Source organism: Pontibacter lucknowensis, assembly GCF_900156415.1.
In the GTDB taxonomy this organism is placed as follows: domain Bacteria; phylum Bacteroidota; class Bacteroidia; order Cytophagales; family Hymenobacteraceae; genus Pontibacter; species Pontibacter lucknowensis.
On sequence record NZ_FTNM01000005.1, the window covers coordinates 162,968 to 185,193 of the forward strand.

19 protein-coding genes are annotated in these 22,226 nt (G+C 50.7%); 11 read left to right on the top strand and 8 right to left on the bottom strand.

Translation table 11 applies throughout. The annotated features are described in order from the left end of the window. Positions 1 to 5: 5 nt before the first annotated feature. On the bottom strand, positions 6 to 1,628 hold the full coding sequence (locus BW972_RS15735) for a glycerol-3-phosphate dehydrogenase/oxidase (RefSeq protein ID WP_083674216.1): 1,623 nt from the start codon (positions 1,626 to 1,628) through the stop codon (positions 6 to 8). Between the two features lie 241 nt (positions 1,629 to 1,869). Between BW972_RS15735 and BW972_RS15740 the strand changes: the two genes are divergently transcribed. From BW972_RS15740 to BW972_RS15765, 7 genes are all read left to right on the top strand, one after another. Further along, positions 1,870 to 2,814, top strand: a complete 945-nt coding sequence (locus BW972_RS15740) for a polysaccharide deacetylase family protein (RefSeq protein ID WP_076422813.1) — start codon at positions 1,870 to 1,872, stop codon at positions 2,812 to 2,814. Positions 2,815 to 2,863: 49 nt separating this feature from the next. Continuing rightward, positions 2,864 to 4,726, top strand: a complete 1,863-nt coding sequence (locus tag BW972_RS15745) for a pyruvate kinase (RefSeq protein WP_083674217.1) — start codon at positions 2,864 to 2,866, stop codon at positions 4,724 to 4,726. A gap of 55 nt (positions 4,727 to 4,781) precedes the next feature. Further along, positions 4,782 to 6,458 (top strand): right-handed parallel beta-helix repeat-containing protein, encoded by a 1,677-nt coding sequence (locus tag BW972_RS15750; RefSeq protein ID WP_076422814.1) that lies wholly within the window; start codon positions 4,782 to 4,784, stop codon positions 6,456 to 6,458. A 140-nt stretch (positions 6,459 to 6,598) separates the two neighbouring features. Next, positions 6,599 to 6,772, top strand: a complete 174-nt coding sequence (locus tag BW972_RS19915; protein WP_155800540.1) for a hypothetical protein — start codon at positions 6,599 to 6,601, stop codon at positions 6,770 to 6,772. A gap of 172 nt (positions 6,773 to 6,944) precedes the next feature. Next, positions 6,945 to 7,493, top strand: coding sequence for a GNAT family N-acetyltransferase (locus BW972_RS15755; RefSeq protein WP_076422815.1), 549 nt, complete (start codon positions 6,945 to 6,947; stop codon positions 7,491 to 7,493). A gap of 74 nt (positions 7,494 to 7,567) precedes the next feature. Continuing rightward, a complete protein-coding gene (locus BW972_RS15760) occupies positions 7,568 to 8,074 on the top strand; it encodes a hypothetical protein (protein ID WP_076422816.1) in 507 nt (168 codons plus the stop codon). 5 nt (positions 8,075 to 8,079) lie between these two features. Continuing rightward, positions 8,080 to 8,280, top strand: a complete 201-nt coding sequence (locus BW972_RS15765) for a YwbE family protein (protein ID WP_007653953.1) — start codon at positions 8,080 to 8,082, stop codon at positions 8,278 to 8,280. 128 nt (positions 8,281 to 8,408) lie between these two features. On the opposite strand, the gene radC is transcribed toward BW972_RS15765, so the two are convergent. Then, on the bottom strand, positions 8,409 to 9,107 hold the full coding sequence (radC, locus tag BW972_RS15770; protein ID WP_076422958.1) for a RadC family protein: 699 nt from the start codon (positions 9,105 to 9,107) through the stop codon (positions 8,409 to 8,411). Between the two features lie 186 nt (positions 9,108 to 9,293). Here radC and BW972_RS15775 point away from each other — a divergent pair, with 186 nt between their 5' ends. From BW972_RS15775 to uvsE, 4 genes are all read left to right on the top strand, one after another. After that, complete coding sequence (locus BW972_RS15775) at positions 9,294 to 10,529, top strand: metallophosphoesterase (protein WP_076422817.1); 1,236 nt, start codon at positions 9,294 to 9,296, stop codon at positions 10,527 to 10,529. Positions 10,530 to 10,894: 365 nt separating this feature from the next. Next, the gene (locus BW972_RS15780) at positions 10,895 to 11,581 is read left to right on the top strand and encodes a hypothetical protein (protein WP_076422818.1); all 687 of its coding nucleotides are present in this window, start codon (positions 10,895 to 10,897) and stop codon (positions 11,579 to 11,581) included. A 205-nt stretch (positions 11,582 to 11,786) separates the two neighbouring features. Continuing rightward, the gene (locus BW972_RS15785; RefSeq protein ID WP_076422819.1) at positions 11,787 to 12,434 is read left to right on the top strand and encodes a carboxypeptidase-like regulatory domain-containing protein; all 648 of its coding nucleotides are present in this window, start codon (positions 11,787 to 11,789) and stop codon (positions 12,432 to 12,434) included. 80 nt (positions 12,435 to 12,514) lie between these two features. Continuing rightward, a complete protein-coding gene (gene uvsE / locus BW972_RS15790) occupies positions 12,515 to 13,408 on the top strand; it encodes a UV DNA damage repair endonuclease UvsE (protein ID WP_076422820.1) in 894 nt (297 codons plus the stop codon). A gap of 6 nt (positions 13,409 to 13,414) precedes the next feature. Here the strand turns inward: uvsE and BW972_RS15795 are convergent, their stop codons facing one another. From BW972_RS15795 to BW972_RS15820, 6 genes are all read right to left on the bottom strand, one after another. Further along, positions 13,415 to 13,912 (bottom strand): DUF4112 domain-containing protein, encoded by a 498-nt coding sequence (locus BW972_RS15795; RefSeq protein WP_007653943.1) that lies wholly within the window; start codon positions 13,910 to 13,912, stop codon positions 13,415 to 13,417. Between the two features lie 67 nt (positions 13,913 to 13,979). Then, positions 13,980 to 14,207 (bottom strand): hypothetical protein, encoded by a 228-nt coding sequence (locus tag BW972_RS15800; protein WP_007653942.1) that lies wholly within the window; start codon positions 14,205 to 14,207, stop codon positions 13,980 to 13,982. 168 nt (positions 14,208 to 14,375) lie between these two features. Then, positions 14,376 to 17,222, bottom strand: coding sequence for a M16 family metallopeptidase (locus tag BW972_RS15805; RefSeq protein WP_076422821.1), 2,847 nt, complete (start codon positions 17,220 to 17,222; stop codon positions 14,376 to 14,378). A 266-nt stretch (positions 17,223 to 17,488) separates the two neighbouring features. Then, positions 17,489 to 17,869 carry a hypothetical protein gene (locus BW972_RS15810; RefSeq protein ID WP_007653938.1) on the bottom strand — a complete coding sequence of 127 codons (381 nt, stop codon included), beginning with the start codon at positions 17,867 to 17,869 and terminating at the stop codon, positions 17,489 to 17,491. A 519-nt stretch (positions 17,870 to 18,388) separates the two neighbouring features. After that, positions 18,389 to 19,687, bottom strand: coding sequence for a sugar MFS transporter (locus BW972_RS15815; protein ID WP_007653936.1), 1,299 nt, complete (start codon positions 19,685 to 19,687; stop codon positions 18,389 to 18,391). A gap of 125 nt (positions 19,688 to 19,812) precedes the next feature. After that, on the bottom strand, positions 19,813 to 22,152 hold the full coding sequence (locus tag BW972_RS15820; protein WP_007653934.1) for a glycoside hydrolase family 20 protein: 2,340 nt from the start codon (positions 22,150 to 22,152) through the stop codon (positions 19,813 to 19,815). Positions 22,153 to 22,226: the final 74 nt, after the last annotated feature.

Consider the following 22,226-nt stretch of genomic DNA (forward strand, 5'->3'; position numbering starts at 1 on the left):
TTTCGTCAAAGTGCCCGCACGGCAGGCTTTTCGGTGGCTTGCGGCAGGTAGTGCTTCGCCAGCAACTCAAAGGCCACTACCTGCCCCCGCTGCCATCCCTCGTCACGCTTAAGCTCCCGGGCCAGGATAGTAGCTACTACAGGCGTCATTTCTATGGCAGCATGGACATCCAGGAACAGCACTCTTAATCGCCGCGCCAGCACATCTTCCACGGTGCGGACCATTTCGTAGCGCACCGCCCAGACTACTTCAGCCAAGGTATAATTAAAACCAGGGTGCAGCTTTTGCGCCAGCTCAGGCTCCGACTGCATCAGAGCTTGCAGATCAGGCGCATCGTTGCCATAAGCGGACAGCCAGGATGGCAGTGAACTGCTCCGACCGCTTTGCTCAGGTATAGCACCATGGATGGGTAGCTCTTTGGTAATACAAGGTTTATCAGGTAAACCCGCTACCTGAATAGCCGCGTTCACGGTTTCTTCGGCCATCTGCCGATACGTGGTCCACTTCCCCCCTGTAATCGTGATTAATCCTGAAGATGCCACCAGTAACTTGTGACTGCGGGAAATCTCTTTGGTATTGCCTGTTTCGCTGTCGGGAGCGGCTAAGGGGCGCAGTCCGGCAAAAACGCTCAGCACATCCTGCCGCGTTGGGGCTTTCTGCAGATAAGCCCCTGCCGTTTGCAGAATGAAGTTGATCTCAGCATCGAGCGCCACAGGCTCCAGACTCAGTCCCTGCAGCGGCGTGTCGGTGGTGCCGACCAGCACCTGGCCTTGCCAGGGTATGGCAAAAAGCACGCGGCCGTCAGGCGTTTCAGGTATCATCAGAGCTGTATCGCCTGGCAGAAAAGACTTGTCGAGCACCACGTGCACGCCCTGACTTGGCATCACCAGCGGTTTTTGGGCAGGCTGGTCAAATTGTAAAACCTCGTCCACGTACACGCCTGTGGCATTTACGACCGCTTTGGCGCGCAAGGTGTAGGGTCTGCCGCTTTCCACGCTCTGTGCTTCTACCCCTGTCACTTTCCCATCGGCACCTTTCATCAGGCCAGTCACACGAACATAATTCAGCACCGTACCGCCCTGTTCAGCACAGGATTGAGCGATGTTCAAGGCGAGGCGGGCGTCGTCGAACTGTCCGTCGTAGTACACAATGCCGCCTTTCAGCTTTTCGGATTTTATGGTGGGCATCTGGTTCAGCACGGCATTGCGGCTCCACCAGGAGGTGCGCCCCAGGCTGTACCTGCCCGCCAGCAGATCGTAGAGCGTCAGGCCCGTGCCGTAGAAAAAACGTTGCCACCAACTGTAACAGGGGATAACGAAGGGCTGCACCGACACCACATGCGGGGCGTTGCGCAGAAGGAGACCCCGCTCCCGAAGGGCTTCGAACACCAACCGGATATTGCCCTGCGCCAGGTAACGCACCCCACCATGCACCAGCTTGGTGCTGCGGCTCGAAGTGCCCCTGGCAAAGTCGGACTGCTCCAGCAACAGCGTCTTATACCCACGCGAAGCAGCATCCAGGGCGGTACCCAAACCTGTGGAACCGCCGCCGATCACGAGCACATCCCACTCAGGCACCTCAGCAAGCTGCCGCAGCATGGCTTCACGGTTAAAGGGTATAGCTGGCATTGATTTTCAGGTATAGTATGTAGATGTCTGGAATATGATAGCTCCATCAAGATAAGTAATTTTCGCTTTATAAACCTTTCTGGATATTAGGTTTTGAAAGGCACTGCGCAATTCAACTGTACACTAAGTCTTCCTGCTTGCAGATATGCTTCTCCATTGTGCTTCACTGTAAATTATCAGAACGAACGACGTGGAATCAACACAGAAAATCGCTAATATTATACCGTTTACAAATCTTACCATGAACTACCCTTACTCCCGCCTCCGCTTACCAATCATCACTTTTTTAATCACTTTTCTGGTCAGTCTGTCATCCTGCATGCAGGGAGGTAAAACTGCCGAGGCTCAGTCGCCAGTTGAAGCCGCTATACCTGTTGATTCTGATGCGGAGAGTAATGCTATACCCGCTCCTGACACTCTGACTTTACAGGCAGCTATACCTGAACAATCGTCTCAGCCCCCAGTTCTCGTAGCAAGCTCCATAGCCGATGCCGAGACCATCATCGCCCGCAAGCAGGTACCGATACTGTGTTATCACCAGGTGCGTGACTGGCGCGAGAAGGATTCCAAGCAGGCCAAGGACTATATTATACCTGAAGAGCGTTTTAAAGAGCACATCAAAATGCTGGCCGACAGCGGCTACCAAACCGTGCTACCCGATCAACTGATGGCGTACCTGACCACAGGCGCTCCGCTTCCCGAAAAACCCGTGATGCTCACCTTCGACGACACCAGCCTGGGACAGTACACCGTGGCCGCACCTGAGCTCGAGAAGTACGGTTTCAAAGGCGTGTTCTTTATCATGACCGTGTCGCTGGGCAGGCCCAACTACATGAGCAAGGCGCAGGTAAAGGAGCTTTCGGACCGCGGCCACGTGATTGGCTCACATACCTGGGACCACCAGAATGTGAAGAAATATCAGGGCCAGGACTGGGTAACGCAGGTGGAGAAGCCCTCGCGGCAGCTAACCGAAATCACGGGCAAACCAACAGAGTACTTCGCTTACCCTTTTGGGCTCTGGAACCCCAAGGCTATACCTGAACTCAAACAACGGGGCATGGCCGGAGCTTTTCAACTTGCCGGAAAGCGTGATCCGCAGGACCCGCTGCACAGCATCCGCCGCATTATCGCCAGCGGGTATTGGAGTGCGCCATCTTTGCAACGGGCCATGATCAACAGCTTTTAAAAAACCCTACCCGCCTCTCTTCAGTTTGATAATATGCCATACCTCTACCATGATGCAAACAGACGAGAAACACCTTCAGGAGATGATCACACAGCTCGACCAGCTGCACCACGACGCCCTTGAACTGGAAAAGAAATTTGCCATCGCCATTAAAAGCGTGCATCCGTCTTTTCGTAAAAGTGCCCGCAACCTGCTGCACTACCTGTCGCTGCGGCAGCACGACATTCGGCATTTGCAGGAGGGCCTATCCCGCATGGGCCTGTCATCACTGGGTCGCGCAGAGGGGCATGTGCTGGCAAGCCTGCAGGCCGTGCGCGACATGCTCTGTCAGTTGCGAAGTTGCGAGGTTATCAAAAAGCCTGTTCCTGTTTCATTTGATGAAAGCGGCGAGTTACTTGAGAAGCACACCAACGATTTGCTCGGGCCCTCTCCTAAAAAACACGGCACCCGCATCATGGTCACCTTCTCGACTGACCTGGCACATGACCATGAATTGTTGAAACGCATGCTGCTGGCCGGTATGGACTGCGCCCGCATCAACTGTGCCCACGACAACGAGCAGGTGTGGGAAGCCATGGTGCAATCCGTCAGAAAGGCTGAGAAAGAAACGGGACGAAACTGCAAAATACTGATGGACCTGATGGGGCCGAAATTGCGTACGGGTCCGCTCAAGCCTGGTCCTGCCCTGTTACCAATACGCCCCATACAAAACGAGCTGGGCCAACTCGTGTCCCCTGCCAAGGTATGGCTTGCACCGCCCGGCGAAGTAAGCGAAGTACCTGTAGATGCCAGCCTGCCACTCGACGAAGCCTGGGTTGCGCAGCTCCAACAGGGCGATAAGCTGAGATTCAGAGACACCCGTGGTCGAAAGCGCACCCTTACTGTCATGCAGCGCAAAGAGAAAGGTGTGATCGCGCACCTGTTCAAGACCTCCTACATTGGCACAGGCACCGAGCTTACCATCAAAAAGGAAAGTGCCCTGGAGCGCTCCGCCAAGGTAGGCCAGCTGCCTGCCAGCGAAGCACCTATCTACCTGCGCAAAGACGATCTGCTGGTGCTCACTAAGGAGCAAACGCCCGGCGAACCCGCCCTCTACGATGCCGAAGGCCACATCGTGAAGCCCGCACACATAGCCTGCACCTTGCCGGAGGTATTCAGCCGCGTAAAAGCAGGGCAACCGATTTTGTTTGATGATGGCAAAATTGCGGGCACGATCATGGAAGTCAATGAAGATAACCTGCTGGTGAAGATTACGGAAGCCAAGGAATCGGGTAGTCGCCTGCTGTACGACAAGGGCATTAACCTGCCAGAAACCAAGCTGAACCTGGAGGGCCTGACGCAACAAGACCGCAAAAACCTGGCTTTTGTGGCAAAGCATGCTGATGCCGTGAGTTTGTCGTTCGTGAATCAGCCTGAGATGGTTGAGGCGCTGCACCGGGAGCTGAAAGAGCTGCGGGCTCCGCAACTGGGTATCATGCTTAAAATAGAAACCAAGGAAGGCTTCCGCAACCTGCCCCGGTTGCTGCTTACCGTCATGAAAAACCATCCTGCCGGTGTGATGATAGCCCGTGGCGACCTGGCTGTGGAGTGCGGCTGGGAGCGGCTGGCTGAGGTGCAGGAAGAGATTCTATGGCTCAGTGAGGCAGCACACATACCCGTGGTATGGGCTACGCAGGTGCTGGAGTCGCTCTCTAAAAAGGGCCGTCCGTCGAGGGCCGAGATCACCGACGCCGCCATGTCACAGCGGGCTGACTGCGTGATGCTCAACAAAGGACCTTATGTGCTGCGGGCCATCGAACTCCTGGACGATATTCTCAAGCGCATGCAGGAGCACCAGCACAAGAAAACATCCATGCTGCGTTTATTGCACGTATCGGAGCTGGAAATGCCTACCAGCGATACTGCCAATTAAACACAGGCGGGTAAAGCTGTGACCCGACTATACCTGCACATGAAAACTCTTGACAATGAAACAGGCCCTTGCGTTTCTTTTTTATATCAGCCTATACCTCTGCACAGCCCCCTATACCTTGGCGCACACCTACTACATCACTTCCAAAGGCAATGATGCCAACCCCGGTACTTCCCCTACTGCTGCCTGGCGAAGTATCGCCAAAGCCAACAGCCACAGGTATAGCGCAGGCGACACACTCTTGCTCGAGGCTGGCCATACCTTTGCGGGCGGGCTTTATTTTCATCCGGATAACTTTCAGGGCAAAGGCGCTCCGTTAGTCATCAGTTCTTTTGGTGATGGTCGCGCTACCATCGATGCCGATACGAGTTATGGCATCTACGCGCATAATGTGGCAGGTATAGAAATCCGCCAACTCAACTTCAAAGGCAGCGGCCCTGACAGTAACAGCAACAACGGTATTCTGTTTTACAACGATTTGCCCGGCGACATAAAACTGAAGCACATCGTAATAGACCAGGTGGAAGTGACGGGTTTCCGCAAATCAGGTATTACGATTGGATCATGGAGCGGCAACAGCGGTTTTGAAGAGGTGCGTATCACCAGCGCCGTGGTTCACCACATTGGTTCGGAGGGCATCAACACCTGGGGTCAATTCGACCAAAACAAAAAAGGCTACGCGCATCGCAACGTGTACATAGGCCATTGCCATGTGTACCAGGTATACGGCCTGCCCCTGAGCGACAAGCACAGTGGCAGCGGCATTGTGCTCTCGGATGTGGACGGCGGCACGGTAGAATATAGTGTAGTGCACAGCTCCGGTATGGGCAACACAAACTGCGGAGGCCCGGTTGGTATCTGGGCCTGGGATGCCAACAAGGTGACCATCCAGTACAACGAAGCTTACAACATCAGCGCAGGCAGTGGCTGCGACGGCGGTGGTTTCGACCTGGACGGGGGCATCACCAACTCTATTATGCAGTACAACTACTCCCACGACAACGACGGGGCAGGTTTCCTGATCGCCCAGTTTGAGTGGGCGCGGCCGATGCACAACAACATCATCAGGTATAACATCTCTGAAAACGACGGCCGCAAAAACGACTACAAAGGCATTACACTTTGGGTGGCAGACCAGAAAAATAACGGAGGCAACTGCGACTTGCTGGTGTACAACAATACCGTGTTTGCCGACAAAGCCGTTACGCCAACGGGAGGAGGCGTTTCTTTCAAAAGCGGCCAGCACCACAACGTGCGGTTTTACAACAACATTTTCTACACACGCAACGGCGCTCCACTGCTACTTGCCACCGACACGGCAGCGCTTGACGTGCTCTTTCATAACAACGCCTGGTACAGCGAAGACGACCGCTATACCTTTGTATGGGGTGATAACAGGTATACCTCTTTGCAGGACTTCCGTACCGCCACCGGTCAGGAAACTGATCAGAACCAGCCAACAGGTATGGCAGCTGACCCCAAGCTTACAGCACCGGGTACAGCAGGCACCTTGGGCTACCCGCTCAACCTGCAAACCCTCCGCGACAGGTATAGCCTCCAGAAAAAATCACCGCTTATCGGGCAAGGTATAGCTGTTGACCTGCCAGCACCATTCACTCCAGCCGAACAGGACATCCTTGGCCATCCCATTCATGACGCTGCGGCACCCGACATGGGTGCCGTAGCCTATACCCGACCAAAGTGGATACAGTGGCTGAGAGAGCTTTTTTAAACTCTTTGGATTGAGAGTTGGGAGCTTAAGAGGCTTAAGGTTTGGAAAGGAATCTTCAAATGGGGAAATTATATAGGTAATTCTATGTATATTTCTGCAAGCAAGCTCTGTATTTTGCTTATACCTATACCTGCAAAACAATGAAATCTTTTAACCTGGTGGGCATCTTTGCAGTAGCACTGGCCGTTGCGGGCCTCGTAATTAATGTCGGACATTTTTTTGAGAGCAGGTATATTGGCTGGGCCTTTATAGGAGCCGGCTTGGCTTTGGCTGTAATCAATACATGGCTGAATATCCGAAAGCATAAACGGTAGATACGCTAGCTAATCCGCATATCAGAAAATATGATTGCCACATTCAACTCAGCGCTTCAAAATACCTTTAGACAATGAAACATGGTTTTCCTTCACTGACAATTGCACAAACGAGCGCATATTTAGAATCGAATTATTCATTAGCCGCAATTTGACCATACTATCATCTACAATGTCATTTAGCACACAACCCACATTAGAAAACGACAAAGCCATACTTTATCCTTTGCAGGAAAGTGATTTTGAAGCATTGTATGCAGTAGCGTCTGATCCTAAGATCTGGGAGCAGCATCCCAACAATGACCGCTGGAAGAAAGATGTTTTCCGGATTTTTTTTGATGGGGCCATGAAGAGTAAGGGCGCCTTTAAGATCGTGGATAAAGCAACCGGCAGTATCGCTGGCAGCACTCGCATGTACGATTACAATGCACAAAACAATAGCATACTGATCGGCTATACCTTCTATGCCACCGCCTATTGGGGCAAAGGAGTCAACCATGCCGTAAAAGCACTCCTATTGGACTACCTGTTCCAACATGTGACAGAAGTATACTTTCATATCGGCGCTAACAACATTCGTTCTCAGATAGCGATAGGCCGACTGGGTGCCGAAAAGGTTTCGGAACAACAGGTGGCGTATTTCGGAGAGTTGCCCAAATTAAACTACGTATACAAGATCGCGAAGGAAGATTGGCTCGTCAGAAAGCAAGTCTCATCCTGAGCAAAATATGACGCTTGAAGCTTGTTCCATTTGGTGTCCTGTACTGACCACCACACTTATTTAAACACCTTTTTATGAAAAAACTTATCTTCTCTTTCCTCTTCGCTACTTGCAGTCTGCAGGCATTTGCGCAGCAAGAACTCATCCATCCCAAAGAGCAGCAAAAGCAAGGAATCGTGCAGCAACCACAACCTTACATTGAAGTTGATGGCAAGCAGGTAGCGCAAGCTAGTCTGGTGCTTATTACAGCCAGGCACATTGAAAGCGCCGAAGTACTGAAGGATGAAAAATTCGGCGACAAAGCCAAAGACGGGGCTATTCTTCTGAAAACTGACCCTAAAGCGAAGTGGGTTACCATACAGGATATCTACACCCACTACCGTATACCTGCTACCCAGCAATACCTGCGCGTGATCATTAACAATCAGTTAGTTAAAGACACTAGCCTGATACTTGCCAACCTGGAGCAGATCGAAAAAGTAGAAGTGAAAAAGCAGGACATCACAGCCCCTGTACGCTGGAGCCTGAACGACGAAGAAGAGTTTCTGTATATCACCTCAAAACCGCAGACCAAGAAATAAACATCATGGACGGCACCAAACGCAGCAACATCAAAATAGGCTCCCACGTGAACATCGTGCTCAAAGAAGACCAGCGCACCGGCGACTTAACTGAGGGTTACGTAGAGGCCATCCTCACCAAGTCTCCCAACCATCCACATGGCATCAAGGTCAGACTCGAGACAGGGGAAGTTGGAAGAGTGAAGGAAATCTTGGAAGAAGATTAATCAACCCTGTCACTTCGAACGCTAGTGAGAAACCTAAAGTAACGACGCTTTATATCCAGATTTCTCACTAGCGTTCGAAATCACATTATTGTCCGTTCTTAATTTTCAAACTTCTTAAAACTTCTGACTCATAGCATTCCCTCATCGGCGAAGCTGTAGTAGTCGTTGTCGGTAAAGATGATGTGATCCAGGATCGGCAGATCGAGAAACTGGCCAGCTTCTTTCATTTTCTTGGTCAGGGCGATGTCGGCGCCGCTTGGCTTAGTATTGCCGCTCGGGTGGTTGTGCACCAGGATTATAGAGCTCGCCAGCTGCTCGATGGCTTTCTTGAAAATCATTTTCGGGTCGGCCACGGTACCCGCTACTCCCCCGCTGCTGATGCTCTCTTTTTTCATGACCACGTTGGCGCGGTTTAACAAAATCACCCAGAACTCTTCGTGCGGCAGGTCAAGCAGCTGGGGTTTGATGTAGTTGTAGATGTCGGTGGAGCAGGTGATGCGGGTTTTGGCAGCAGCGGCGGTTTCTTTGCGTCGGCGACCCAGTTCCAGCGCACTCACGATCGAGATAGCCTTCGCTTCGCCTATACCTTTAATCTTCGTAAGGTCCTTCACTGTCAGTTTGGCCAGTTCGTTCAGATCGTTGCCCACAGCCGCCAGTATGAGCTTGGCTACGTCCACAGCAGTCAGTTTTGGGGTACCAGATCCGATCAGGATGGCGATCAGCTCGGCATCACTTAAGGCGGACTTGCCTTTTAGCAGCAGCTTTTCGCGCGGACGGTCTTCTTCGGCCCAGGTTTTGATGTTGAGACTGGCGGTATCGTATGCCAAAAGTGCAGACGAAGCTTCTTCTTTCACTGCGGTACAGATTTTGTTAGATAAAAGATTGTTAAGTGAATCTGTTTCACCTGAAAATAGTTCAGAGTATGTGGGCAGTTTGCTTACTTTTTTATCATAATATCCAATTTTAAACAAAGGCTGCCGGGGTCTGTTCCTTAGCAGTCATTATCATACAACATGCAACGATTCTTTTCGATAGGAATAGTCATCTTCATCCTGTTCCTGGTGGACTTTTATGTCTTTCAGGCTATTAAAACAGTCAGCCAAAACCTGTCCGCTAGCACCCAGCGTATCATCTACATCCTGCATTGGGCTATATTCGCCATTACTGCGGGCACCTTTGCACTGGCTTCATTTACTCGTGGCACGCCACCGGATGCTTTCAAAACATATCTGGCCAGCACGCTTTTTATCATCTTTGCCTCTAAGCTGGTGGTTGTGCTCTTCCTCTTTGTGGACGATGCGCTGCGCCTGGGTAAATTGGTGTTCAACAACGTGAACAGCGGAGAAACGACCTTTGACCCTTCCCGCAGCAAGTTCCTCAACCAAATGGGCCTGCTCGTGGCAGCGGTGCCCTTTTCAGCTTTCATTTACGGCATGGTGAAAGGCGCATATGACTACCGTGTAAAGCGCATCACACTCCGCTTCCCAAACCTGCCGGCTGCTTTTGAGGGCTTCAAAATGCTGCAGATCTCAGATATGCACACAGGCAGCTTTACCTCTACGGAACCGCTGAAAGAGGCTGTGCGCCTTATCAACAAACAAGAGGCGGACCTGGTGTTCTTCACAGGTGACCTGGTAAACAATGTGGCCACTGAGCTGATGCCGCATGTAGACACGCTAAAGGAGATCCGGGCGAAGCAAGGTGTGTTTTCGGTGCTGGGTAACCATGACTACGGTGACTATGTGAGCTGGGAGAGCCGTGAGGCGAAGACGCAGAACCTGCAAACACTAGTAGACACCCAGCGCCGCATGGGCTGGGACGTGCTGCTGAACGAGAACCGCCGCATCGAAAAAGACGGAGAGCACATCTCGATCCTGGGTGTGGAGAACTGGGGCAACCGGGCGGGCTTTCCGAAATATGGTGATCTGAGTAAGGCTTACAGTGGTGCAGAGAGCAGTCCGTTCAAAGTACTGCTTTCGCATGACCCTTCGCACTGGGATGGTGAGATCAACCAGAAATACGATGACATCGACCTGACTCTATCGGGCCATACACACGGTATGCAGTTCGGGGTGAACATACCTGGATTAAAATGGAGTCCGGTGCAGTATGTATATGAGCAGTGGGCCGGTCTGTACAAGCGTGGCAGGCAGCACCTGTATGTGAATACCGGACTTGGTTTTATCGGCTACCCGGGCCGTGTGGGTTTCCTGCCCGAGATTACAGTTTTTGAACTGAGAAGGGCCTAAGCAGTAGTTAATTACCCTTATCACATAGAAAGAGCCGGCTTAACTGTCGGCTCTTTTTTTATATCAGTAGATACAGCTCCACGTAAGCTATACCCAAATATATGTTTTATCATATTTCCATCTTTCCCTCAATTGAATTACCCATCATGGCATCTCATCTATAACAACTTTTTTAAACAGGCTTAAACTGCATCAAAAAACATCTTCAAACAAATTTTGACGACAGCCACAAGCAGCTATTACAAAGCGTCATATAAACCTATCGAACCGTCCGCCGTAAAACACTAGAGCAAGCCGTATTTGTTTTATACTATTTCAAAGCAAATACAACAGGCTTTTTAAAGTTTAATTTAGAGTATAAGAAGATGAAAAAGATATTTTATTCGATAGCTGTAGTGAGTGCCATGATGTTTGCGTCTTGTAGTGAAGACAGAGGCAGAACCTATGAAACAGCGGACGCAAACCAGGACGAAAACGTAAACCAAAGCCATATCAGAGGCAATGAGACAGCCATGGGCACCACGACAGACATGAGCGGCTCCGACGCCATGTGGCGCAGCAACTCAGAGCGTATAGCCGGCCAGATGGCTACGGATATGCGACTCGACACGGCGACCCAAAATCAAGTACAGCAGGTACTGTATGAACGTGAGCGTCGTCTGAGCGAGTTGGAGTATAATTACAACGAAACCAATCGGATGGGTGGTCAGGTAGCAGATGAAGTGGACAATATGGCAACTACTGAGAAGGATCGTTATGACATGGATGGAGGCACCATGACCGACACCAGAACCAATATGAACACGAACACACAGAACAATACCACGGGCACTTCTGATTTGGACACACAGCGTGAACAGATTATGCAGGAGACAGACCGTGAGTTACAATCAATCCTATCAAAGGAGCAGTACAGTCAGTACCGGGAAAAACGTGCAAACTACTGGGGCATGAGCAATGATGGCACTAACCAGACTGATAACTCAGGCAGCAATAACAACTTGCCTAGAAGTAACTCAAATGCTGGCAATGGCACAGATAACAACCAATAGGGTATCTGGCCGTATAAATAGTATTGAAAGCCCATAGCGCCCGTAGCTATGGGCTTTCGCTTTTAGTGCCCGCTTTCCGTTAAATTTTGTAATTTAGCACCATGCCACACCGCAGTTATATATTTTGGCGGCGGCATACTTTTTAGCCTTTTCCGGCGTATTGACATTAATCCCTTGCCACCGCTAAAGTGGCCGCTGCTGTAACATGCCCTTATACCTGCTACGACTACTGCTTCTTTCTGCCCTGTTGCTTGTGAGTGCACTCCCGGCATTGGCGCAGCGCAACATACGCGTGAGCGGTACCGTGCTCGAACCTGACAAAACCACCCCTATACCTGGCGCAGGAGTCATCCGCTATGGCACGAACTATGGCGTTATTTCTGACGCAGAAGGCAAGTTCCTTATTGATATCGACCAGAGCGATACGCTGTTGATCCGTGCCGTTGGCTTTAAGCCCCTGCTATACCTGCCCCGTAACCTGCCCGTTTCAGAGCTTCGCGTCAATATTGTGTTGCAGCCTGACAGTGTAATGCTCGGCGAAGTGGAGATCACCAGCCGGCCATCCGAGGAAATGATACGACGGGCGCTGCGCAACATGAAAACGGAAGAGCCTGAGTATGTAAAGCGCAAAGGCTATCGCCCTGAGCTAGAGCCCGGTCCTCCGCCACCTCCTGTCGCCCCTACCCCACTCAGCCCAATTTCGCTACTGTATGATATGTTTTCTAAAGAAGGGAAGCAAAATCAGAAGCTGCAGCAATTGCTGATGATTCAGGAGCTAAAGCGACGCAGGGAGGAAAAAGAGAACTACAACCGCTTCTTTAAGGACAACACTGGCTACGAAATAGACCGGTAAAGTATCCCTTCCTGAAATTAGATTTCACCAAAACCATTTGCTTGTGCGTAGGTTAAGGTATAGCCATACCTCTATACCTTATGAAAATCGGATATCCTTGCATTAACGAGACCCTGGACTGTTCCTCTTCCCGCACATTTCGGTTAGCCTCTTACTCTGAAGAACGTTTAATTCAGACAGTGGAGCAAAACCTGAGCTGTCTGCGCCGCATACTGGAATTCAATGTGGAGCATGGACTGTACTTTTTCAGGCTCACGTCCGATCTGGTGCCTTTTGCATCGCACCCTGTCAATACCTACAACTGGCAGGAACACTTTAAACTGACCCTACGCCGGCTAGGCGATTATGTTAAGCGTCACAACCTCCGTATATCCATGCACCCTGACCAGTTTGTGGTGCTTAACTCCCCTACCCCTCAAACAGTGCAAAACAGCATAGCCGAACTGGTATACCAGGGCAGCATCCTCGACCTGATGGGACTTGACACTACCGCTAAGTTACAGATACATGGTGGCGGTGCCTATGGTGACAAGGAGACTGCGCTCAATCGCTTTGCGGAGGTATACCACACCATGCTGCCTGAGACGGTAAAGGCCCGCCTCTGCGTAGAGAACGACGACCGCACCTATAGCCTCACCGACTGCCTGGTGCTGCACGAGCTTACGGGTATGCCTATCATTTTCGACAACTTGCACCACGAGTGTGTGAACAACGGTGAACCGATGCGGGAGGCAGTAATGCTGGCTGCCCAGACCTGGCAACCCGAACGTGACGGTGTACTGATGGTAGACTACAGCGCCCAATCGCCGGGAGAGCGCAAAGGCAAGCATGTGCAGAGCATCGGCGAGCAGGCTTTCCACGACTTCCTGGTGGAGACTGAGGGCATCAACATGGATATCATACTGGAAATAAAAGACAAAGAAGCCAGCGCACACAAGGCAGTGGCTGTGGCAAAGGCATTGGGCAGAATGTAAGCTTTTTTAGAACCAGCCCTGCACCAGTTGGTACACAAAAGCCAGCAGCTCCCAGATAGCCCATATCAGCAGAATGAAGATCACGACAATACCGATGACAACCCCTAGAATGATGTTTTTGCCGCTGCCCTGGTATTTGCCTTCTTCGTAGTGCGCCCGGAGCATGCGCACATTACGTTCATTTGCTTTGAAGGCAAAGTCAAAGATATTCCCAAGGATAGGTATACTGCCAAACAGAGCATCCAATGCCACGTTGAGCAGCATCAGGGTGACCATCTTGCCACTGGCGCCATAGCGGGCCATGGTGAGGATCAGCATAGCCGACACACTAAACGAAGCCAGGTCACCCACCACAGGAAAAAGCCCGAGAATTGGATCCAGCCCAAATCGCCAGTTAGTGCCTGGCAAGCGGAACTGGTTGTCCATCAGGTGGGTGATCCGGTCAACCCATTTCAGGTTTTCGGTGCGGGGTGTGCGTGTATAGTGCGTGTTTGCCGTTTCCATAGCTGCCTATACGCAAGCTGTATATAAATGTATCAGCAGCATCTTCTGATAACTCCTCAGGCAAAGCCTACCAGTCAGCATTTCTGCGTGTCGCTACTTTGTTGTTTCTAGGCTTATAAGATGATTTTGCCTTCCACTTTTTGTGCACTCTGTCCTGTTTGCCTTTGATGTAACGCATGCTGCCGTAGTCATCGACCACAATTGCCTTGTCGCTGCGGTGGAGAGGAGAGCATGAAGTAAAAAATGCCAGAGTACTTACCAGCATGATGAATAGGGTGAATCTTAGGAATGCCATGAAATTCTGGGTGTTTGGTGAGTATCAAGTATTTAAGATACTATATATACTTATACAATCCAAGATTGTTCTGTTTAATCGCTTATTTATACAAAAAAAGAGGTGCTGCATGGAGCAGGTCAAAACCATGCCACATGCAGCACCTTAATTTTATTTATGGACTCTTGCCTACTGTGCAGGTTCCGGATTCATCACTACTTTAATGTAATTATTCATTTTCAAATAGCTCTTAGCGGCCTTGCTGATATCTTTGGAGTTGAGTTTCTCCACCAGCTCCAACTTATCGTTGATGGCAGTAGGCTGCTCGCCGTAATAGTAGGCGCTTTCGAGTGAGCTCAGCCAGGCACGGTTTTCACGCATGCTGGTTTCGATGCTGCGTCTGTCCGCCTCTTTTACTTTGGCCAGGTCAGCCTCGATCGCACCGCTCTTCTGCAGCTTCTGAATCTCTTCGAAAGTGGCAGCTACCAGTTTGTCAACATTTTCGGGGGCACAGGTAAAGCTGATGTTGAAGGCGTAGTTCTGGTAAGGTACCCGGCTTGTGCTGGCAGACACGCTGGTTCCATATACGCCGCCTATTTCCTCACGGAGCTTCTCCGTCAGCCTGATCTTCATTACCTCAGACAGCGCAGCCAGGTGGTAGCTTTTCTCTTTGCTATACTTGGTCTGGTCGCGGAAGCTGATCATCACATTGCTCTTCTGATCAGTGCCTTTTACCAGGTCCTTGGTGACTACTCCTTTTGGTGCACGCTTGCCTACATCTTTGAAATGCTCTTTGCGGTTAGTTGAAGGCAAACTGCCCAGGTAAGTCTGTAGCATCGGCTTCACCTGCTCTACATCAAAATTACCCACAAACACAAAGGTAAAGTCGCTGGCATCGCCAAAACGGTCTTGGTAAATTTCATAAGCCCGGTCCAGGTTTACTTTCTGCAGATGCTCTACTGTAGGTATACTGCCACCCCGCAAGTGGTCCTGCGTCATGATGCGGGCTACCTGGTCAGAGAAATAGTTTTGCGGACTGGCCATCAGGTTAGGCAAGATGCCATTGTACTGCGTCAGGAAGGCCTGGAAGTCCTGCTCGCTCTTACGAGGTGCCGTAAATTTCAGATGCGTCAGCTGCAGCATAGTCTCCAGGTCCTTAGGCGTCGCCATACCTGAGAGTCCTTCGCGCAACTCAGAGATGAAAGCACTGACATTGGCACTCTTACCAGCCATTACCTTGCGCAGATCCACGGCCGACATATCCTTTAAGCCGCTGCGTGACACGATCTCGGAAGTAAACGTCGCGGTGTGGTAATCGGCATCACTGTAAAGCGAGTGACCACCGTGGCTGTAAGCCGACATCAGGATCTCATTGTCTTTGAAATCGGTTGGCTTCAGCACAACACGTACTCCGTTGGAGAGTGTTAGTTCTGTTACACCCAGCTTCTCGATTTTACTTTCCCTGGCGATCGTACCGGCCTTTGGTGTTTCTTCCATCAGGGCGGTTGCTGTCATTTTATCTTCGTAAGGCTGCAGGTCAGCGGTAGAGGCTTCTTTCAGAATGGCCAATACCTCCGCCTCCGTTGGCAACTTAACAGTTTCCTTATCAGGTGCGGTGATCACAACCACCCGGTTATCCTCTGTGATCCACTGAGCGGCCAGCTGGTTTACTTCTGCCAACGTGATGCCTTCCAGATGTTTCTTGATGAACTCGTATTGGAACTCTATACCTGTGGCTGGCATGTTGTCGAGGAAGTTGGCCACGTACTGGTTCACGTATACCCCCGAATTGGTTTTGCTGCGCTCGTTATAGGCCCGTTCATAAGAAGCAAGCATCTGGGTTTTGTAACGGATCAGTTCAGAGTCCGTAAAGCCATGACGTTTAACGCGTTCATTTTCCTCAGCCACTGTTCGCAGACCACGCACCACGCCCGTTTCGTTTGTGGTTAAGTAAGATGAATAAGCATCTTTTGCGCTCAGGCCCTGCAATGAGGTATAAGACGTGCTGGCAAACAGGAACGGCGCATCGGCCTGCTGCTGCAGTTCGCTCAGGCGTTGGTTCAGCATGCCGTTGTACATGTCGCGGGCCAGCTTGTTACGCATATCCCCCAGTGTCTTCAGCTTTTGGGCGTCTTTCTTATAATGCAGTTGCAAGCCAGGCATGGTCGCTTCCTTGTCGCGTACAATCGCAACAAGTGTTTCTTTGTGACTGGGAATCTCAAAGCTCTTACGCTCTTTTGTATTGGCAGAAGCCTTATACTTGCCGAAGCTCGCTTTGATCTTCTGCTCCATCGCATCCACGTCGATGTCGCCTACTACTACCACGGCCATCAGGTCCGGACGGTACCAGTCTTTGTAGAAGCGACGGATCTCTTCGTGCTTAAAGGTTTTGAGCACCTCGTCTGTACCGATTGGCAAACGCTGCGCATACTTGGAGTCTTTGAATAGCACCGGGAAGTACTGGTAAGCCATACGCATACCGGCCTCCTGTCGCGAGCGTTTCTCTTCCACGATCACGCCACGCTCTTTGTCAATCTCCTCCCCTTCGAAGGTGACGTTAAATGCCCAGTCCTCCAAGATCAGCAAGCTCTTGTCGATGATCTCTGGCTTATCGGTAGGTATAGGCAGGATGTACACTGTCTCGTCGAAACCGGTGTAGGCGTTTAGATGCGCACCAAACTTCACCCCTACTGACTGCAGGTAGTTAATGAGCTCGTTCTTCTTAAAGTTTTTGGTGCCGTTAAAGGCCATGTGCTCAGCAAAGTGCGCTAGCCCCTGCTGGCTGTCATCTTCCAGAATAGAACCAGCATTTACAGCCAGTCTCAGCTCGGCGCGCTTCTCAGGCGTGCCGTTTTTCTGAATGTAGTAAGTCAGACCATTAGCTAACTTGCCGGTACGCACATTCGGGTTGAGCGGAATAGGCTGATCCAGTTCTGCTACTGCTGTCGTCACCGGCTTCTGAGCCAGCGCAACCTGCTCTACTGACGTACCCAACAGGATGGCGGTCAGAGCCAAGGTGTAAAACTTCTTGTTCATCTAAAAGATTTTTAAATTAAGGTTGTTATTCATTGCCTGGAAAAGGCCGCACGTATTCATCCCATGCAATAGAATGCAGGAATATTATAAACATAGTAATTTTAATTTCATAACACAGGATATTTATACCTATTTCCGTTTTCTATATACAAATCAGACTATTCTCACGACCAAGCCCTGACTACATACTCTTAAGAATAAAAAAAGCAGGCCCGAAACCGGACCTGCCTATACCTGACAATAGCAGGATGCAAGCGTACAGCGGCTTATTTCTTACCGCCTTTTCCTTTACCCTGATTTCCTTTGCCCTGACCACCTTTTCCTTTTCCGCCATTGTGGTGATTGCCATTACCCGGCTTTCCTTTTGGAGCAGCCTGCTTCACAGTGGTATTGTTGTTATTGACGATGATCACGGTGTTGCCTCCCTTCCCCTGCTTGTGCTTGGTATGACCTGGGTTGGTGGTGCGTGGGTGATGCGGGTTATTTGTATTCTTGGTCCAGCCTTTTTTATAGCCTCTATGTCCGGCTTTGCTGTCTTTGATGATAACTACTTGTCCGGTGTTGCTGTTTTTCTTGCGGGAGGTAGTACAGGATGCCATCGTGGCAACAGACAGTACAACCAGGAGTAAGAGTTTAAGGCGCTGCATATTAAGTTTATTTTATAATTGTGAGAGATAAAATCTATTCGGCAGGTACAAATGTATGTATTCACCTGAATACCTTGTCATGCCTGTGTCTGTATTTAGTGCAATTGTTTTAAAAACTAAACTATCCATAGCTTCCGTCCTATAAAATTAATTTCTGCAGCTTTGGGTGTTTCGCCTCAACTAAGCTGCAGCCACCTGCGTACTACTCCAAGTGCCAAACTCCTGGTACTGTAAACTTGAGAAGCCATGCTGAACAGACTATATGGGGTGCTGCTGCTGACCCTACTCATCCTCGCCTTATTCAACTCCTGTGACGATAACAAGGCGCAGGCTGCAGATGCAACTACTGCAACAACAACTGTAGCTGCAGAATCAACAATCTTGCCAAATACTATATAGTAAAACGATATCTCGGCTATACCTGCAGATATTAAGCATCGCAGCAGATTGCCTATCCCTTATAAACAGCGACAGGAGCCTCTTTCGGGGCTCCTGTCGCTGTTTATGAGGTTCTGAAAGTTATCTTGTTCTGATCTTATGTCCGGCTATTGCATAGTACAGGATGAACAGGTAGCAAGGCACCATGATCCAGTAAGCCTGCTGTGAGTTGATGATATCGGCAAGGGCACCGTATACCAGCGGCAGAATAGCTCCACCGGCTATACCCATTACCAGCAGCGAAGAGGCGGCTTTGGTAAAGCGGCCCAGGTCAGCCAGCGCCAGCGGCCAGATAGCTGGCCACATAAGGGAGTTTGCCAGACCAAGCAGGGCAATGAAACCAACAGAAACGTAACCTGACGTGAAGATAGCTCCCAGCGAGAACACCACACCCAGGATGGCGCAGAACTTCAGGGCATTCTCCTGCTTGATATACTTTGGAATGGCAATGATACCGATGATGTAACCGACTACCATCGCAACCATGGTCGCACTGGCAAAGTACTGTGCCGTGGTAAGCGCAATGTCATAAGAGACGCCGTAGCTGATAATCGAGTCAACGGCAATTACCTCCACACCCACATACAGGAAGAGTGAGAATACGCCCAACAACAGGTGCGGAAAAGCAAACACGCTCTTCTTGCCGGTGTTGGCAGCTGCTACTGTTTCATCTTCCGCATCGGTGTCTATTTCAGGGAGGCTGGAGCGGTAGATCCAGTACCCGAGTATCAGCAGCACCACCACAATACCTATGTAAGGCGGGATCACCTGTAGCGCCATTTCATTCAAAGCAGCCTCACGAGCGGCGTCCGTCATACCTAGCACCTCTGACTTCAGCTTATCTGCATCTTCCAGGTTCAGGAAAAAGCCCAGGATAATCGGAGCAGCTGCACCAGCCATTTTGTTACAAATACCCATGATGCTAATGCGCTTGGCAGCACTTTCGGCCGGACCAAGAATCGTAATGTAAGGGTTGGAAGCCGTCTGCAGGATCGCCAGACCGCAGCCAATGATGAACAGGCCGGCCAGGAACATCAGGTAGATGCGGGTCATGGCGGCAGGTATAAACAGGGCCGCCCCAACCGCCATCACGACCAAAGCCACCGACATACCATTCTTAAAACCAAACTTCGTCAGCACTCTGGTAGACAGCGGCGCCATGACCAGGTAAGCGATGTAGAAAGCAAAAGTCACGAAGAAAGACTGGAACTTGGTAAGTTCACAGGCAATCTCCAGGTAGGGAATCAGCAGGGAGTTCAGCCAGGTAACGAAGCCGAAGATAAAGAACAGCGCACCGATGATGATGATCGAGCGCATGTACCCACCAGAAGCATTCTCCTGCCCGGTTTTGCTGTTTGTGGAAGGGGCTACTTTAGTCATGATAAAAGTTTAGATATAGGTAAGGTGCAAAACTGTTTCCGGAGATTAAGCCCGGGAATAAGGGTACAATATAAAATTTATCTCGTTTATATCAGGTGTTATAACCTTTAAATTTGAACTACAGATTACTCCACCACGATCTCGTCGAGCATCAGCCAGGTTTTCTGTCCGGCTGAAGGGTACTTGTCAGGGCTTACACCCACACTTCTGACCTTCACCTTCACAAAGCGGGCACGGGTAAGTGGCAGCGTGGCAGCTACTTCGTGAGTCGTGATGCCCTCTGCACCCAGTGGGTTTGGATCGTCGATCGTGTCTACGGTCACATATCGGATGCCATCCACTGACAGCGCATACTCTACCTGCACCGGCAGGAAGATGCGATAGCCGATGTTTTGCATAAAGTTGGTGCTTATCCTTTTGATCGGCTGCTCTTTCCCCAGGTCGATGATCGCCTCCACGTCCGTGTCCAGGAAGCCGATCCAGTGACCGTCATACTGGTCGGTCGAACCCTTCAGGCCGTCCACCAATTTTGCTTTCTTAGCGAAGTTCTGATGAGCTGGCGTAGTGAGTGTGATGTTTTTGTTAAAGCCTTTGTGCGCCTCAAACGTACGGGTACTCACCTTGCCCACCAGCTTGCCATTCACAAAAGAACCGGCTTTGATAGTTGAGGTTCTGTTGAGCGAGAACGGTCCTTTGTATACCTGTGATCGGGTGTTTGGCTCCGATCCGTCCAGGGTATAGTGGATGGTCACATCAGCCGCATCCGTATCGAAGGTCACGGTGGCCCGGTTGCTTGTCGAGTCTACCTGCAAGTGCTGGTTCACATTGAAGGCGCTGCGGGCGTAGTTGACTCCCAACGCATCGTAACGCTTGTACTGCTGGGTCATGCGGTTCTGGAAACTTTTCCAGTCTTTCAGTTTCGCAGGTGTCCATAGCACTTCGCTGAGGGCAGCAATGCGTGGGAACACCATGTACTCTAAGTGCTCTTCCGTGGACACGTATTCGGTCCACATGTTGGCTTGCGCGCCCAGTATGTACTTTTTCTCCTCGGCAGACAGTTCGCTTGGCGTTGGATCATAGGCGTATACCTTGGAGAGCGGGTTATATCCATGTATAGTGGTTGGTTCGAGGTCACGCTCGCCCTGGTAGTAGTCAAAGTAAAGAGGCGTACCCGGCGACATCACGACGTAGTGCTTTTCTTTAGCGGCAGCTATACCTCCTTTGGTGCCGCGCCACGACATCACGTAAGCGTTCGGTGCCAGACCACCTTCCAGAATCTCGTCCCAGCCGATGATGGTGCGGCCGTTCTTGTTGGCAAACTTCTCCATGCGCTGCACAAAATAGCTCTGCAGCTCGTGCTCATCTTTCAGGCCTTCGTCCTTAATGCGCTTCTGGCATTTCGGACATACTTTCCAGCGGGTCTTCGGAGCTTCGTCTCCACCTACATGAATCACTTTGCTCGGGAAGAGCTCCATCACTTCCGTGAGCACATCTTCCAGAAACGCAAACGTCTGCTCGTTACCAGCACAGAAAATATCAGGAAAAATCCCCCACTTCGACTCTACTTTGTGCGGACCTCCGGTACACGAAAGCTCCGGATAAGCAGCCAGCGCCGCCAGTGCATGACCTGGCATTTCGATTTCTGGTACTACGTTGATAAAGCGGTCCTGCGCATACTTCACCACCTCTTTGATCTGTTCCTGGGTATAATAGCCACCATGGCGGCGCTTGCGGTAAGTTTGTGGCAGGTCCCAGTAGTGGCCGATCAGGGTGCTGTCGCGCCAGGCGCCAACTTCGGTTAGTTTCGGGTGCTTTTTGATCTCGATGCGCCAGCCCTGGTCATCGGTCAGGTGCCAGTGAAAGCTGTTCAGTTTGTGCATAGCCAGGTAGTCGATGTACTGCTTCACAAACTCCACCGGGAAGAAATGGCGGGTCACATCCAGGTGCATGCCGCGCCAGGTATAGCGGGGCTTGTCCACGATCTGGAGCGCAGGTATAAGCGCCGACTCAGATGTCTTCTGAGCTGGCAGGAGTTGACGCACAGTCTGCATACCCAGAAAAGCACCATGTGCCTCCTTTGCAGCCAGTGTTATACGACCCTGTGCTACGTTCAAGGTATAGCCCTCCGCACCCAGTGTGTCGTTCTCTGTCTTCAGCGTCAGATGAATCAGGTTCGTTTCTTTTTTCTTCGGCTTCTTCTGGATCACTTCCGGCTTGTGGCCGATGGCGGCTTCGATGTGCTGGGCCAAAAACTCGCCTACACGCAGCAGATCCTCATTTTTGGGGTCTACATATACCTTGGTGGAGGGCTGCACCAGGAAGCCTCCTTTCTGAGTGGTCAGTTTCACAGGCTGCGGTATCAGCGATAGCGACTCAGGCTTTACCTGCGCCTGCGAAAGCGTAGCTATACCTGCCGTGCAGAAAAACAAAAGCAAAAGGGTAAGAAAACTTTTCCTGATAATCATGTCAGAAATGCGTGTTATAATGGTGTTGGTAATGCTTAATTGTAATGCAATGGCTGTTTGAATTTTCCTGATCC